Source organism: Ochrobactrum sp. BTU1, assembly GCA_018798825.1.
Classification (GTDB): domain Bacteria; phylum Pseudomonadota; class Alphaproteobacteria; order Rhizobiales; family Rhizobiaceae; genus Brucella.
On sequence record CP076354.1, the window covers coordinates 1,740,201 to 1,756,186 of the forward strand.

The following is a 15,986-nucleotide window of genomic DNA, read 5'->3' on the forward strand; positions in this document are numbered from 1 at the left end:
GCACCCATACCAAGGCATTCGATCAAATCATGCGGATTATTGCTGGTTTAGATCCTTAGAGGAGGAACCAGGCAGCGGCGCAGATCAGAACAAACAGAACGGTCGCGGAGAAAAAACCACCCGCGAAAAAGCCGAACGCCATGGCAACCAGGAGGGCAACAACTGCCACTGTGCCCCATTTAAACACACCCATGAAACCAGCATAAGTTTTATCATGCTCTGGATAATCCATCGGCGCGCCGAGTTCAGCCGGAGCTGTAGTGTGATGTTCTGCCATTTTGTAGTTCCACCCATTCAGATATTTTGACTATTCTTAGTCAGACTATCTGTGATCTTTAACGCGCATGCAACCTCAACCGGACCTTGCCTCAGGCTTTGGTCCCCGGCTGTTTGTCGCAGCGCCCCTCCACTCAGTCTGTGACCGCATATGCGGCTACGGCAGCTAACTAACCAGAATTTTCAGAAATTTCTATACTAAAATATTTAGAGCAACTTTCAAAAAGATTTAAATTATCAAAAGTAAGGATCATGCGTATAAATCGCATAGACTCCACAAAAGATTTTATATGCCAAGGCCGGTATATTTCGCTGTTGGCAGGATCGTCAGCGGACCAACACCATTGCTCAGATTGCCGAACATTGCACGCCGCTCATGCGGCTGTGACTTGAAGAACGGGAAGCGGACAGCAACCGCGTCGCGAATATTGCGAATGGGTGCAGCGCCCAGTCCGACCTTGATGCCATAGCCCAGATGCTCACGCGCTTCGGCCATGACAGTGGTGCCGAAAATACGTTTGTAAAATGCCATATGCTCTGGCTTCACCGATGCAAGACATTGATCCGCTTCAAAAAATTCCGAAGCCATCGCAGCAATGCGCAAGGTGACATAGGGAATAGCAGGATATTCGCTCAGCAGATCCGGGTCCGCTGCAAAGCGTGTAGGGTCAACAAAAGCCATGCCGCTGTTGAGCAGAGGATCAAGAATATCGGGAAAGAGCGCATAACTCGTGCCACGACGATGGTCAGGCGTGATGTAATGAATACGCAATGTACTCACTAATTGCCCGTCAATATGAATGCCGAAGACAAACGCATGACTGTCACGATCAATGTCATCAACAATCGATGGCACTTCCGCTTCATGCATCACGTTCGCACTTCGGTAAGACCGGTAACGCAGGCGTCCAATCTCTTCGAGATCTTCCGCGTGTACGATGCGTCGATATTCCACCCGATCCAGAAACTGCAATAGCTGCCGCGCGAAATTGGATAGCGGTGGTTGCCCACCAGAGACAGCTTCATTCGTCATTCAAATAGCATCCGCACCCCGTCAAATCAGTGCGCAGAATAAGGTGCTTTATAAGCGTGTAAAGGTGTAACTTTGAGTTTTTGTCACTTGCCAGTGACAGAAACTCTCATTCACCCTGGATCGCCCGACACGCAGCCGCCAATGCACCTTAATGAGAATTGGAATGGCCGCTGAAACGGCCACTCCCTCTTTGTGCCGATCACTGAATAGAGTTAGCCAGAGACTGGAACATCTCGATTGTTTCAGCTTTCACCTGCTGACCATCAATATTGTAATTGGCGTAGGCCGATGTTTTGACGATTACCACGCGTTTGGCCGGATTGACGTAAATAAACTGGCCGTAAATACCGACAGCAGCGAAATCACCTTGGGGCTCAACCGGAATCCACCATTGATAACCATAGCCAAACGGTATCTTGCCTGACGCATCTTTGCGTCCGGGCATCAAATACGGCTCGTCTGGCGTTACAGAATCGTGAACCCATTGCGCCGGCACGAGCTGCTCGCCAAGATAGTTCCGGCCTTCATTCATATAGAGCAATCCAAAGCGGGCATAATCACGCAACACAGCATTAAGGCCACCCGCAGCGACAACTTCACCCTTCTGATCAGCAAGCCAATACGAATCAGCCTCTACGCCAAGTTTCGACCAGAGCTTGTCCTCAAAATAGTTTTGGATTGGCACACCAGTCGCACCTTCCAGCACCAAGGCGAGAACTTGCGTATCTGCTGAGACATAGCGATTGACTGTGCCTGGCTTGATTTCGTTCTTCAGATGCGCGGTGAAATCGATGACCGACCCCGTAACCATTTGCACAATGTAGCGCACGATATCCGAATTGAGATCGCCGTAATTTTCGTTGAAACCAATGCCCGACGACATCTGCAGAACGTTTTTAACAGTCACGCCCTTATAGCCACCCTCCGCGAGTACCGGCGCATAATGATCGACTGTCTCATCGAGTTTGATCTGACCATCACGCACCGCATTGCCGATCAGAAACGAAACGAACGATTTCGATACAGACATCGCGATGGACTGCGTTTTCTCGGTGTTACCGCGTGCATATTCTTCATGCACGATCTCACCATCCTTCAGAACAATGAAACCTGTTGTTTCCGTCCGTTTGAGAAAATCGGCAAGATTGTCTGTCTCGCCTTTATATGAATAGGTTTCAGGCAATGGCCGCTCGGCCTTCGGCAGCGGACTGACATCACCCGCGCGCGCAACCCGGATCGACGGATAGATCTTATAGAGGGTGCGGAAATTTTCATCGATCACATCAGGCTTGAAAACCTGAGAATACTGATAAACCGCCCAATATTCGTGTAATTTCTTCCTAAAAATCGCAGCACTGACAGCCGCGATAATAATGATTAATATTATTAAATATAAGAAAAAACGGAAATGCCGTTTCATTTCCCATCCTTGCTATTTTACTTATAAAGTAATAACTGAATTACTTATGCCGCTCAAAGACATGGCACTATCTTCACCTTTATTACAAGGAGGAAAATAGCTAAATTTTGCTATGATAAAATAGGGGAATTATCGGTACTGATATGGTTTCACAGAATTGAAACCGCCAGACTTATCCAAAACTCCATCAGTATGCCTCATGGAGTTTTGGATAAGCCCGAGTGGCGATTGAACTTTTTCAAGGCGTGGATAGCGTCAGCATCTTCGCGCCTTGGTATTACTGCGCAAATGTGCGTCCACCGTCGTGCGGCACGACAGCTTTGGCCGATGAAGTCCGGATTTCTGTTGCCGGAACAGGCTTACCCAACAGATAGCCCTGCACGAGGTCAGCGCCCGCCGCCACGCGAACTAACGCCAGCTGCTCTTCTGTCTCGACACCTTCAACAGTGACGGCAAGGCCTAACTCGTGCGACAGCTGGGTAACACCACGCAGCAGCATCAGAGAACGTCGGTCATTGGTGATATCCTGGACAAAGGAACGATCGACTTTGACCTTGGTCAGCGGCAAGCTGTTGAGATAGCTCAAGCTGGAATAGCCCGTACCAAAATCGTCCAGTGCAATGTTGATCCCGGCATTCTTCAGTCGCTGCAAGACCAACGAGGTCTGATTGCGATCAGCGATGATCGCACTTTCGGTCACTTCCACCTCAAGCTGCCTCGCCGGAAGGCCGGATTTCTGTAAGGCATTGGCGATATCGCGAGTAATATCGCTGTTTTTCAAATCAATCGCTGACAGATTGACCGAAACACCAATCCGATCCCCCCATGTCATGCAATCGCGGCAGGCCTGCTCAAGCATGAAACGGGTGATTTGCGAGATAATGCCGATTTCTTCGGCCAATGGAATAAATTCTGCTGGAGGAACATGCCCCAGCTCTGAATGTTCCCAACGCGCCAGCGCCTCATAGGCCACGATACGCAGCGACTGTGCGCTGACGATAGGCTGATAGACGACTTTGATTTCCTGATTTTCAATAGCCAGACGCAAGTCTGCCTTCAGCTTCTGGCGACCGCGATATTTGGTATCCATGGCGTTCACAAACAGCGCCCATTGTTTGCCTTCCTCGCTCTTGGCTTCATAGAGCGCCAGATCGGCATTCATGTGCATATTGCCGACATCGCATTTATCAATAGTCTCGGTCGCAACGCCCGCGCTGATCTCGATATGAACCTGATCGCCATTGAGATCGTAAACACCGCTTGCGACAGAGATAACGTGATCCATGATCGCCGCCACTTCTTCATCGCCATGAAGATTGAAGACGAAAACCACGAATTCATCGCCGCCAAAGCGCGATGCTACAAAGCGCTGCGGATCGAGCGAATTCAGCCTATCTGCAAAAAGCCGCAGAAACACGTCGCCCACATGATGCCCAAGCGTATCATTGACGTGCTTGAAGTGATTGATATCGATGACGATCAGTGCAGCAAGCGTATTTGGCTCCTGATGTATCCGGAGCGAGCGCACCATCGTTTCAAAGTAGTTACGGTTTGGCAGCCCGGTCAGACCATCAAAACGCGCCATATGCTGAATGCGCGCTTCTGATTCAACGCGTTGCGTGACGTCTTCAAACATCAAAACGACACCCGCATTGGATGTCTGATTACCGATACATTCGATATAGCGGTTATCTGCCAATTGCAGGATATCACGCGCTTTGCGGCCCGAGAGCAAATCCTGCATCCGTGTGCGGATGTTGTGCAGGTCATTATGCGGAAACAGGCCCTGTTTGGCGCAATAGCGCAGCAAGACTTCCAGCCTGCGCCCACGCAGTTTGGTATGTTCAGCAATCTTGAGCAGCGATTTCGTCTTGTGATTGATGACCGCAATGCGGTGCTGTGCGTCGAACATCAACAGGCCTTGCGGCATGTTGTTGAGCGCCGCATCAAACCGGCTGGCAACAATAGACAGGCGGCGTTTTCCCATCACAGCTGCGAAAAGAAATTCGCGAAGCCCGTTAGCCATCTGAATATTGGACAAGAAGTATGGGATCAGCAGGAGACCAATCACAACGTGAAAGGGAGTCCCCGCAAGGATAAGCCCCGCAAGCACCGGGATCAGAGTGCAGGCCGACATCAGAACCACGGCTTTTGCCGAGGCATAATTGCGGCCAACGATCGATACGACCGAAGCCAGAAGGATGGTCAGGCTGGCCAGTTCTGCAAAAGAGTCGCGCAGAACATAGCTTGAAAAGAAGCAGAGCATCCCAAGCGTTGCGCAAACCAGCGAAGCGCCAACGAGATAGCGTGCTTCCCACTTATCGAGATCCGCATGAGACAGGGTACCGAGCTTTGCCTCATCGAATTTATGCATGTCATAGAGGCGACCGAATGCGACAACTGTAAAAAAACCGGCAAATCCGAGAAAGCGCCAGTCTGCTGTTTTTACATAAATGACCACACACGCCACGACATGGGCGAGCAAACCAAACCATAATGTTGTGCGATTGCCGTAAAGCGCACGCAAAAAAGAGAGCCGCACATCGGCAGGTATCTCAGGTTGAAGGCTACGCCACATCTCGTTGATTGTACCCCTTTCATAGGGGGTAATATGCCACTAATCACTTAAAAATACCTTTCGCAAAACTAAACCACAAGCTGTTATTGCAACTACCATAAGATGTAATCAGTTTATTATTAAGCAAACACCGAACAGCACAACCAGAAGTAAATAATGCAACCCTAAGATCTCAGATAGAGACATTTAATTTATTTATTGCTCACTGAAAAAGCCCGTCACACAGAGCAGTTTGCAGTTAAGAAAAGCCAGTAATTCCCCAAACTAGCGTCTGACAACTGCGCACAGCTCCATAAAAGCCGCCTTATCTAGTGAAAATCGCAGGATGTGCGCGTAAAACCGACGAAGTTGCGAAGTTGGACGAATAGAAACCAGAATAGTTGCAACTTAGCCTAGATGTGATGGCCACCGTCAATGGTAATCACCGATCCAGTCATGTAACGGCTTGCATCAGAAGCAAGCATTAGCACCACACCGTCAAGATCCTCCATTTCGCCAAGCCGTCGCATGGGGTTGCGGCCTTTAAAATATCCGCCAGCAGGACCCGATAGCTGCCGTTCATTGATTCGCGTTGGAAACCATCCCGGCGCAATCGCATTGACGCGAATATCATGCGACGCCCATTCAAGCGCCAGCGCGCGAGTCATCTGCGTTACGCAGGCTTTGGACATCGCATAGGCAGCAGTCCCCTTCTGAGGACGCTCCGCAAGAATACTCGTTGTATTCACGATGGCGCCGGCCTGCTTTCGGTCGATCATCCGTCGCGCCATTTCCTGTGCAGTGAAGAACGATCCGGCCACGTTCACGTCAAAGATGTGCTCCAGCATATCCCGCGTCGTATCCAGCGCTCTCGCGACATGGGCGACACCTGCATTATTGAAAAGCACATTGATAGGGCCAAGACGCTGTTCCGCCTCATCGAACGCGGTCTTTACCTCGTCTGGGTTGGTGATATCCGCCATGATTTCCAGCACTTCACCACCAGAAGGGCAGAATTTCTCACCATCCCGACTGCGTGAAATTGAAACAACTTTTGCCCCATGGCGCGCAAGCACGCGCACCATGTGCAACCCCAACCCCGAAGAACCTCCGGTCACGGCAATCACCTTGCCTGCGACAGAGAAAACCTGTTCGTCAGCCATTCATCCCCCCGACTGCCAAATATCTTTCTATATCTAGTGCAACATCAATTTTATGTGAACCCGAAAACCCTCTAAAATCTCGCCAGATCAATAGAGTACACAGAAGCTGGCAATAGAGCATAATCCGACTGGACTGAAACGCGCTCTAAGGTGTGGAAGCTGTGATCAGCTTCACGATTGCACGGCAAGACACAGCGCTTTACAAACGCTCCAACAACGCCCCTTCCGCTGGATCGAAATATTTCATGGCAAAAGTTTCTCGCCCTCTCATCGCCGTTCCCACAGACGTAAAGCCGTTTGAAAATTACGTCTGGCATTCTGCGCCCGAGCAATATCTTGCTGCAGCGATTGACGTTGCAGAAGTCACGCCCCTGCTGGTTCCCAGCTTTGGCGCGAAGATGGATCTCGATAGCATTCTCGATAGCGTGGACGGCCTGCTGGTCACTGGATCAAAATCCAACGTCAATCCGGAGCTTTACGGCGTCGAACCGAGTGCGGCCTTTGAGCCTTACGACAACGCCCGAGATGCAACATCGCTGCCGCTCATCCGTGCAGCAATCGACAAGGGCGTCCCCGTGCTGGCGATTTGCCGCGGCATTCAGGAACTGAATGTGGCGCTGGGCGGCACGTTGGCCACCGAAATTCAGGAGCTGGAAGGTCGTATGGACCATCGTGCGCCGGAATCAGACAGCCAGGCCGAGCGCTTTGCCATTCAGCACCCGATCAAGATCGCGCCAAACTCCTGTCTTGCAGAGATACTGAAAACCGACGACGTGAAGGTCAATTCGGTCCATCGTCAGGCAATCGACAAGCTGGCACCGGTTCTGGCGGTTGAAGCCACAGCGGACGATGGCACGATTGAAGCCGTCTCAGTCAAGAATGCAAAGGGTTTTGTCGTCGGCGTTCAGTGGCACCCGGAATACTGGGTGCAATCCGATGCGCCTTCGCGCAAGATTTTCGAAGCCTTTGGCGAGGCAGTGCGCCAACATAAGGCGCAGCGCACAGCCTGAAATGGCAGCACATCGCGAAAAGCGTGAAACGATTTCGCGATGCGTGTAGAAAGAATATTTAGCGCCAGCATCAGTGAGTGAGGCTGGCGCTTTTATCTTACTTTTTCTTGACGTGACTGGTTTCCGGCACCGGCGTAATCGCCTCGCCCTTGTCGAACCACGAGATCAGATTGTCGATCACAAGATTAGCCATATCGCGGCGGGTCTTTTCAGAAGCCGAACCGATATGCGGCAACAATACCGTATTCGGGGCATCAAGAAGCGCCTGCGGCACATTCGGTTCATTGGCAAACACATCAAGACCGGCAGCAGCAATCGTTCCGTCGGTCAGCGCCTGAGCAAGCGCATCTTCATCAACAACCGAACCACGGCCAATATTGATCAGCACACCTTCCGGTCCCAGCGCTTTCAGCACATCTGCATTGATAGCCTTTGCAGTCTCCGCACCGCCGGGGGCAACCAGAATGAGCGTATCCACCGCCTTCGCAAGCTCAAGCAGGCTCGGGTAATAAGTATAGCTCACATCATCTGCCTTACGGCGATTGTGATAGGACACAGGAAGGCCAAAAGCTTCGACACGATGCGCAATCGCCTTGCCAATGCGACCGAGGCCAAAAATACCGACAGAGCGGCCGCGCAGTGACAATTTGGAGAGCGGATAGCGCCCTTCCTTTGGCCAGCGACCAGCGCGCAGAAACTCCTGCGATTTGGACAATTCGCGCACGGTATCAATCAGAAGGCCAAGCGCAGTATCTGCAACTTCTTCCGTCAGAACGTCCGGCGTATTGGTGACCATGACGTCATTGGCACCGGCATGTTTCGCATCAACAGCATCATAACCAACCCCGAAATTACCGATAATTTCAAGATTAGGCAGCGCATCAATCAGCTTTGCATCGACCGTCGACATGCTGGCAGCGCCTTTGACATCACCAGCCCAGGCTGCCTCAACCAGCGCCGCATCGCCTTTGGGAATCCGCTTGATATTGAACTCGCCTGAAAGCCGTTGCACGGCATAATCGTTGAAATTACCGAGCACCAGAATGGTCGCTTCACGTTGAGTCATGGCAGCTTCCTCATGTTCAAGCAGAATCCATCGGGCCAGAGGACCTGGCCCGGCTAATAAGACAGATCAGGCCTATTTGGGCTTGGAAGTCGATTGCCGGATATGCAACTCCGGTTTAATCAGTTCCTGATCATGCGAAACTTCAATGCCATTCAGCTGGTCGAGCAGCGCGCGCGCCGCACGGCGACCGACTTCGCGCTGGCCGTTCCACACAGTGGTCAGCGCCGGTGTCGCGATGGCCGCTTCTTCCAGATCGTCATATCCGGTGACGGAAATGTCTTCACCCGGAACAAGCCCTGCACGCGCGATACCGTTCATCAAACCGATAGCAGTCAGATCGTTCCAGCAAACGGCTGCGGTCGGCTTGTCTTTGAGCGCAAGAAACTGTGGCGCAACTTCAAAGCCGCCCTGCTTGGTACGCGGCCCCGAAATGCGCCATTCAGGCTTCACTTCAAGTCCGGCCTTATGCATGGCCTGCAAATAGCCCTGATAACGGTCACGGCCTGTCGAAGTCTGATCCGTACCACCGATCATGGCGATGCGGGTGTGCCCAAGCGAAATCAGATGATTGGTGGCAAGGCCGATACCATAGGCATCATCCCCCCGGAAAACCGGTGCATGGACACCTTCAACATCACGCGCGATCAGAACGACCGGCAGGCCGTTATCTTCCGCAAGCTGGATATCTTCCGGCGGTGTGCCGATGGCCGGCGACATGATGACGCCATCCGCGCCGAGCTGCAGCAACGTATCCATGAAGGTGCGCTGCTTTTCCAGCTGGTCATAATGGTTGGACAGAATGAAGGTCTGTCGCGAACGGTCCAGCTCCGTTTCAATCGACCGCAAAATTTCGGCGAAGAACGGGTTCATGATGTCATGTACGACAACACCCACGATCCCGGAACGGGACGTGCGCAGGCTGGCAGCGCGACGGTTATAGATGTAACCGATGGCGCGGGCATGTTCCTTGATCTTTTCGCGTGTCTGATCGGCGACAAGAGGACTGTCGCGCAATGCCAGCGAAACGGTGGCCGTCGAAACACCAAGCGCATCTGCGATGGTCGAAAGCTTGATTTTCTGAGCCAAGTCGCCTCCCCGAAAAGGTCATTGCCACAGTCGAAACAGGAAGGCGCCGGCAAGACAATAAAGAGGAGCGGCCATCCCATCTTGTAGATGGTTATGCCATTGCAATCATTGAATTGGAAGTTTTTTCAACGTTCCTTGATGGCCATCTACCTATTCAACATCATCGTCATCAACAACTTCCTTGTCCAACTCGTCGGTCAAACGCGCCGCGCCACGCGCAGCAAGGTTGCTTTCCATGCGCCCAAGCATCTTCAGGAAGGTTTTACGCTCCTTCTTGTCGAGGCCTTTCAGCATATCTTTTTCGGTTTTCTTGATCGACTTTTCGATGATGCGGATCGCTTCAATGCCCTGCGGCGTGAGATAGACATGCGACTGGCGCTGATCTGTCTCAGATGCCCGCTTGACCACGAAGCCCTGGCTCTGCAGCCGGGTAATGGTCTTGGTGATTGTCGGTGGACGCACGCCGAGGCGCTGAGCCAGAACGCCCGGAGGCAAGCCATCTTCAGCTGCAAGTTGCAGCATCACTGCATCCTGACCGGCATAAAGCCCAAGCTCCAGAAGACGTGTAGCCAGTACGGTTCGTGTAAGACGCGCTACCGACTGCATCCGGTAAAGCATCACTGCCTTGTTGGCCTTACTCATCGCCACCTCGCCCTTGGTCATCCGACTAATAAAGTTCAATCTACAGTAAAATATTGTCCGACTTATGAAGCTTCAAGAACAAGCAATGACTTAAGGTTAACTTTGTACCCAAAGCATGTTCTTAGGCACGAAAGAATGAATTTCGCGGCTAACATTGCACGAGTTTATGAGCGGCGAAACCCAAATGTCGGAATCAGACAACTGATTGCTGTTTTATTCGATCACCATTAGGTTCAAACTGTTCGTTTAAAAATATTCAGCACGGAGGAAAATATGAATAACCTGCGCGACCAGAACAGCGACATGATCGTCGTCCTGCCACTTGGCGCCCACGAGCAGCATGGTCCTCATCTGCCATTTGAAACAGATACGATTATCGCCGAAGGCATTGTCGCGCGCATCAATGACGCACTGCCTGCCGATCTCAACGTCAATTTCCTGCCTGCCCAGCCGGTTGGCTATTCCATTGAACATATGGACGTCGAAGGCACCCAAAGCCTCGCCTTCTCGGAAGCCGTCAATCAATGGATCGGCATGGGTGAGAACCTTCATGCAGGCGGCATTCGCAAGCTGGTCATGCTCAATGCCCATGGCGGCAACTCACCGCTGATGACCATCGTTGCAACCGAGCTTCGCACCCGCCTTGATATGCTGGCTGTGGCCACAAGCTGGACCCGCTTCGGTATGCCGGAAGGGCTGATTACACCGGAAGACAAGTCGCTCGATATTCATGGCGGCTTTATCGAAACATCCGTGATGCTGGCGCTGCGCCCCGATCTCGTCGATATGACGAAGGCCGCAGACTTCTCCAATGCACAGTCCGACTTCGCAAAAAAATTCAAACATTTGCGCGCCTATGGCCCTCATGCCTTCGGCTGGAAGATGCAGGATCTGAATACGGAAGGTGTCGCAGGCAATGCGGCAGCTGCAACCGCTGAGGCAGGCGAAAAAATCCTCGCGCACGCTGTTGCAGGCTTTATTGAGCTGCTCCACGATGTGGATCAGTTTGATCTCGCTCGCTTTTCGCCCAAACAACTCGTGGTCTGATTCCGAGCACCTAAATAGTCATCTCGTGGATGCTTTGAATTCGACGTTTGAAACAACGCTCGTGCGCGCGCCATATATCAAACGTCACATTCAATCCGCGAGCGAAAACGTGATTGGCCGCAAGCGAGAACGTGATCGGGACAGATGTAATAATATAGCATTGCATATAGCATTCGCGGGCACCTTCCCTTATATGAAATACCCGATCTGAAGCCCCGGTCGCGTGGATTTGCGCGCGCACCAAAAGGCAGCAACTTCAAGAGGCATGAACAATGAGCCAGGCTGAAGCCCACACTGAGGACAAGTCAAACACAGATGCTGGCACAAACGCTGGCCGTATTCCCGTTACCGTTCTGACCGGATATCTGGGCTCGGGTAAAACGACGCTTCTCAACCGCATCCTTACCGAAAACCACGGCAAGCGTTATGCGGTCATCGTCAACGAATTCGGCGAGATCGGTATCGACAACGATCTGATCGTCGAGTCTGACGAAGAAATCTACGAAATGAACAATGGCTGCATCTGCTGCACCGTGCGCGGAGATTTGATTCGCGTGGTGGAAGGCCTGATGCGCCGTCCGGGCCGCTTCGACGCCATTATCGTTGAAACCACCGGCCTTGCTGATCCGGTTCCTGTCGCGCAGACCTTCTTCATGGATGACGATGTCCGCGCCAAGACCGGCCTTGATGCCGTTGTCGCTCTGGTTGACGCAAAGCACCTTCCGCTGCGCCTCAAGGACAGCCGCGAAGCAGAAGACCAGATTGCATTTGCCGATGTGGTTCTGATTAACAAAACCGATCTGGTGACACCGGAAGAACTGGCCGCGATTGAAGCAACGGTTCGCGCCATCAATCCACACGCAATTGTTCACCGTACAGAACGCGCATCGATTCCGCTTGATCGCGTGCTTGATCGCGGTGCATTCGACCTGAAACGTGCGCTCGAAAACGATCCGCATTTCCTCGATCATGACCATCCGGACCACGTTTGCGGACCTGATTGTGATCACGATCATGGCCACGACCATCATCATCATGGGCACCACCATGATCATGAGCACACCTGCGGCCCAGACTGCAATCACGATCATGGGCATGCCCACGGACATGACCATCACCACCATCATGATCACGATCATCATCATGCATCGCCGATCCATGATGTGACGGTGACTTCGGTGTCGCTGCGTGCGGGTGAAATTGATCCGGCCAAATTTTTCCCCTGGATTCAGAACATCACCCAGACACAGGGTCCAAACATTCTGCGTCTCAAGGGGATCATCGCGTTCAAAGACGATCCGGACCGCTACGTGGTTCAGGGCGTTCATATGATCATCGAAGGTGATCACCAGCGCGCATGGAAGCCTGACGAAAAGCATGAAAGCCGTCTCGTCTTCATCGGACGTCAGCTCGATGCAGCTGAACTCAAAGCCGGTTTTGAAAACTGCCAATCCCAGTAAAATTGGCAAAGTAATCCTGCCAAAGTAAAATTGGACACTGATGCCTACAGTTGCCCCGCTCGACCTTGATGGTCATTGCCTCTACGCCCGTTTTATCAGCGGCGTTCCATTCTTTGCTCTGGCCGATGGTTCTATCCATCGGCTGGACAATGGCCACCAGACCAGCGCCGCTCATGACGGGCTTCTCAGCGCAACGCTAACCTTTGATGGAAAAGCGCTGGTAACGGGCGGTGAAGATGGCCGCGTTTGCCAGACTGCATCGGATGGTACAGTCACGGAACTCGCAAAAGTACCGCGCAAGTGGATGACCGCGGTTGCAAGTGGCCCCAACGGAACGGTCGGCTTTGCCTCTGGCCGCTCGGCATGGGTCCGCACATCCAACGGCAAGGTGCAGGAATTTGCACAGGAACGCAGCGTCGAAGGCATTGCGTTTGCGCCAAAGGGCCAGCGTCTGGCAATCGCGCGCTATAATGGCGCAACATTGATCTGGACTGGCACGGAAGCAAAGCCTGTCGAGCTTGAATGGAAAGGCGCGCATATCGGTGCCACCTTCTCGCCAGATGGCCGCTTCCTGATTACATCCATGCAGGAAAATGCGCTGCATGGCTGGCGTCTGGAAGACAGCAAGCACATGCGCATGACCGGCTATCCTGCCAAGGTCAAAGACTGGTCATGGAGCGTGAAAGCCAAGTGGCTTGCCACTTCAGGCGCACCGGCCGCTATTGTCTGGCCGTTTGCTGGCAAAGATGGCCCTATGGGTAAGGCACCGCTGGAGCTTGGTCTGCGCGGAGACAGCATGGTGACATCGGTTGCCTGCCACCCAATCGAAGACATTACCGCCATTGGCTATAATGACGGCATGATTCTTCTGGTGCGCTTCGAAGATCAAAAGGAAGTGCTGCTACGTCGTGGCGGCAAAGGCGCGATCACCAGCATGGGCTGGGATGGTCAGGGCACTCGTTTAGCCTTCGGGTCTGAAACGGGCGACTGTGGCGTTATTGATATGACGAGCTAAGTAGTTAGGGCAGTAGGGCATTATGTTTCGCTAATTTGAAAACATACTGCCCTATTCGCCTACTGCCTTATTGCCTTACTTTGCCTTCATCGTAACCGTCGGACCACCATCCGGGCCAAGCGACGCAACCCACTGACTGATTGCGGAAGCGTCCTTTTCACCAAGCATATGATCAGCCTCGATCATACGGGCATCGACCTTTGCACCGCCAGAGCGCAGCAGGGCAGAAAGAGCCGGTGCGAAAGGCGAATAAAGCTTGTCTTCCTGACCTGTAATCGTCAGAACGCGCGCCTTGCCCAGATTGGCAACCGGCACGTTGTCCAGAACAGGCATCGAGCGCATCAGCACCGCACGCTTCACCAGATCCGGATGCAGCATCATCGTTGCAGCGAGCAGATTTGCGCCATTGGAATAGCCAACGAAGGTTGCATGTGGGAGATCGAGATCCTTCTCATCAGCAAGACGCGAGAGGAAGGTCACGAATGCGTTGGCTTCAAGCTTCACGTCTTTCTGATCGAACTTGACCGGCGTGATGCGCTTGTACCAGCGCGTGCCGCCATCCTGCATGACGCGGCCACGAACACCAAGCAGCGTTGCACGCGGCCAGATCTTGGATGCCATCGGCACGAGGCTTGCTTCATTGCCGCCTGAACCATGCAACAGGACAATCAGTTCGTTGGAAGCGTTTTCAGGCTTATAGAAACGATAGATGAACTGCTTGCTGCGTGAAAAATTCTGTTCCGGCGTCGTCTCAGCATCCATTTTCTTTTCACGCATCGTTACGCCCTCTCCCAGCTTGGGAGCGACTGTTTCATCTTTCGTCGATGTAGCCATGCTGTTCAGGGCCATGCCCTGCGCCTTGCTCACAACCTTTATAGGCGTGGGCTGTCCTTCCGCCAGAGCGGAACCAGTCATTGCTGCAAACGCCATCATGATGGCGGCTGTAAACGTCTTCTTTACCATAAGCTCAACTTGCCACTGAGATGTTAATGAAGGTTTTAAAGCAGCTCCGCTCGGACCATCTTTTGTGTCCTCGCCGGCTCTGATTAGCATGTCCTTAACAACAGATATTTAGCGAGAATGTGACGAAAACACGGAAAATAACCGATTGTTACATTTGCGTGACACTTCACGAGCCCATCAACAACGCGTGAACCATAATCGAGTGGCAAAAAATTCATGTTTTTGACGCGTTTAGGGGGACAATGGGGTATCATTACAAAAATTGTACGAGGGAACGGATTTTTGACATGAGTAGCTTCAAGCAAGGCCGTTTTTCGTCTGCCCGCCTTAATTCAAGCGACGTGACGCCGAAAAATCTTTATTTGCGTCGCCGCGAATTTCTGATCGGCGCGGGCGCACTGGCCGCGACCGGCATTGCATCGGCGGGATTTGCCGATCCGCTCACGGCCAAAGCCTCGGCCTATAAAGTCGATGAAAAGCTGACGCCGAAAGAATCTGTCACGACCTATAACAACTTCTATGAGTTTGGCACGGACAAGAGCGACCCTTCTGCGAATTCCGGTGATTTCAAACCATTGCCATGGCGGCTGAAAGTCGACGGGTTGGTCAAGCAGCCCAAGGAATTCGACATTCAGGACCTGATGGCCAAGATGCCGCTTGAAGAACGCATCTACCGGATGCGCTGCGTTGAAGCCTGGTCAATGGTCATTCCATGGATCGGCTTTCCGCTGGCAAGCCTGCTGTCTCAGGTCGAACCACTTGGCTCGGCCAAATACATCGCCTTCACGGGCGTCGTGCGCCCTGAAGAGATGCCGGGTCAGAAAGGGCTGTTTCAGGTGCTCGACTGGCCTTATGTCGAGGGCTTGCGTCTGGACGAAGCCATGCACCCGCTGACCATCCTTTCCGTTGGCCTTTATGGTGAAACGCTTCCCAACGCCAATGGCGCGCCCGTCCGGCTCGTTGTGCCGTGGAAATATGGTTTCAAGGGTATCAAATCGATCACCAAAATCAGCTTCGTGGAAAAGCAGCCGCCGACATCGTGGCAGCAGCAGGCCGCCAATGAATATGGCTTTTATGCCAATGTGAACCCGGACGTCGATCATCCCCGCTGGTCACAGGCAACCGAGCGGCGTATCGGCGAAGGCAGCTTCTTTGGCTCCAGCCGTCGTCCTACCTTGCCGTTCAATGGCTATGCCGAAGAAGTCGCATCGCTTTATGCAGGCATGGACCTGGGGGCAAATTACTGAC

At 52.5% G+C, this 15,986-nt stretch carries 14 protein-coding genes; 5 read left to right on the forward strand and 9 right to left on the reverse strand.

The window, feature by feature from the left end; genetic code table 11:
- Positions 1 to 55 precede the first annotated feature (55 nt).
- From KMS41_08395 to KMS41_08415, 5 genes are all read right to left on the reverse strand, one after another.
- On the reverse strand, positions 56 to 277 hold the full coding sequence (locus tag KMS41_08395) for an aa3-type cytochrome c oxidase subunit IV (GenBank protein ID QWK77124.1): 222 nt from the start codon (positions 275 to 277) through the stop codon (positions 56 to 58).
- Between the two features lie 285 nt (positions 278 to 562).
- Positions 563 to 1,309, reverse strand: a complete 747-nt coding sequence (locus KMS41_08400; protein QWK77125.1) for an acetyltransferase — start codon at positions 1,307 to 1,309, stop codon at positions 563 to 565.
- A gap of 199 nt (positions 1,310 to 1,508) precedes the next feature.
- On the reverse strand, positions 1,509 to 2,729 hold the full coding sequence (locus KMS41_08405; GenBank protein ID QWK77126.1) for a beta-lactamase family protein: 1,221 nt from the start codon (positions 2,727 to 2,729) through the stop codon (positions 1,509 to 1,511).
- A gap of 277 nt (positions 2,730 to 3,006) precedes the next feature.
- Positions 3,007 to 5,307: an EAL domain-containing protein gene (locus KMS41_08410; GenBank protein QWK77127.1), complete on the reverse strand. Its 2,301-nt coding sequence runs from the start codon at positions 5,305 to 5,307 to the stop codon at positions 3,007 to 3,009.
- A 392-nt stretch (positions 5,308 to 5,699) separates the two neighbouring features.
- Positions 5,700 to 6,449, reverse strand: a complete 750-nt coding sequence (locus KMS41_08415; protein ID QWK77128.1) for an SDR family oxidoreductase — start codon at positions 6,447 to 6,449, stop codon at positions 5,700 to 5,702.
- Positions 6,450 to 6,694: 245 nt separating this feature from the next.
- Here KMS41_08415 and KMS41_08420 point away from each other — a divergent pair, with 245 nt between their 5' ends.
- Positions 6,695 to 7,459, forward strand: coding sequence for a gamma-glutamyl-gamma-aminobutyrate hydrolase family protein (locus KMS41_08420; protein ID QWK77129.1), 765 nt, complete (start codon positions 6,695 to 6,697; stop codon positions 7,457 to 7,459).
- Between the two features lie 97 nt (positions 7,460 to 7,556).
- On the opposite strand, the gene KMS41_08425 is transcribed toward KMS41_08420, so the two are convergent.
- From KMS41_08425 to KMS41_08435, 3 genes are all read right to left on the reverse strand, one after another.
- Positions 7,557 to 8,525, reverse strand: coding sequence for a 2-hydroxyacid dehydrogenase (locus KMS41_08425; GenBank protein ID QWK77130.1), 969 nt, complete (start codon positions 8,523 to 8,525; stop codon positions 7,557 to 7,559).
- 72 nt (positions 8,526 to 8,597) lie between these two features.
- Positions 8,598 to 9,611: a LacI family transcriptional regulator gene (locus tag KMS41_08430; protein ID QWK77131.1), complete on the reverse strand. Its 1,014-nt coding sequence runs from the start codon at positions 9,609 to 9,611 to the stop codon at positions 8,598 to 8,600.
- 150 nt (positions 9,612 to 9,761) lie between these two features.
- Positions 9,762 to 10,253, reverse strand: a complete 492-nt coding sequence (locus KMS41_08435; GenBank protein ID QWK77132.1) for a MarR family transcriptional regulator — start codon at positions 10,251 to 10,253, stop codon at positions 9,762 to 9,764.
- A gap of 273 nt (positions 10,254 to 10,526) precedes the next feature.
- Between KMS41_08435 and KMS41_08440 the strand changes: the two genes are divergently transcribed.
- From KMS41_08440 to KMS41_08450, 3 genes are all read left to right on the forward strand, one after another.
- The gene (locus KMS41_08440) at positions 10,527 to 11,300 is read left to right on the forward strand and encodes a creatininase family protein (GenBank protein ID QWK77133.1); all 774 of its coding nucleotides are present in this window, start codon (positions 10,527 to 10,529) and stop codon (positions 11,298 to 11,300) included.
- Between the two features lie 272 nt (positions 11,301 to 11,572).
- On the forward strand, positions 11,573 to 12,760 hold the full coding sequence (locus KMS41_08445) for a GTP-binding protein (protein ID QWK77134.1): 1,188 nt from the start codon (positions 11,573 to 11,575) through the stop codon (positions 12,758 to 12,760).
- A 40-nt stretch (positions 12,761 to 12,800) separates the two neighbouring features.
- Entirely contained in the window at positions 12,801 to 13,775 is a 975-nt protein-coding gene (locus KMS41_08450; protein ID QWK77135.1) for a WD40 repeat domain-containing protein, read from the forward strand.
- Positions 13,776 to 13,850: 75 nt separating this feature from the next.
- Here KMS41_08450 and KMS41_08455 read toward each other — a convergent pair whose 3' ends face one another.
- A complete protein-coding gene (locus tag KMS41_08455) occupies positions 13,851 to 14,738 on the reverse strand; it encodes an alpha/beta hydrolase (protein ID QWK77136.1) in 888 nt (295 codons plus the stop codon).
- 287 nt (positions 14,739 to 15,025) lie between these two features.
- On the opposite strand from KMS41_08455, the gene msrP reads away from it, so the two are divergent.
- Complete coding sequence (msrP, locus tag KMS41_08460) at positions 15,026 to 15,985, forward strand: protein-methionine-sulfoxide reductase catalytic subunit MsrP (protein QWK77137.1); 960 nt, start codon at positions 15,026 to 15,028, stop codon at positions 15,983 to 15,985.
- The last annotated feature ends 1 nt before the right edge of the window (position 15,986 follow it).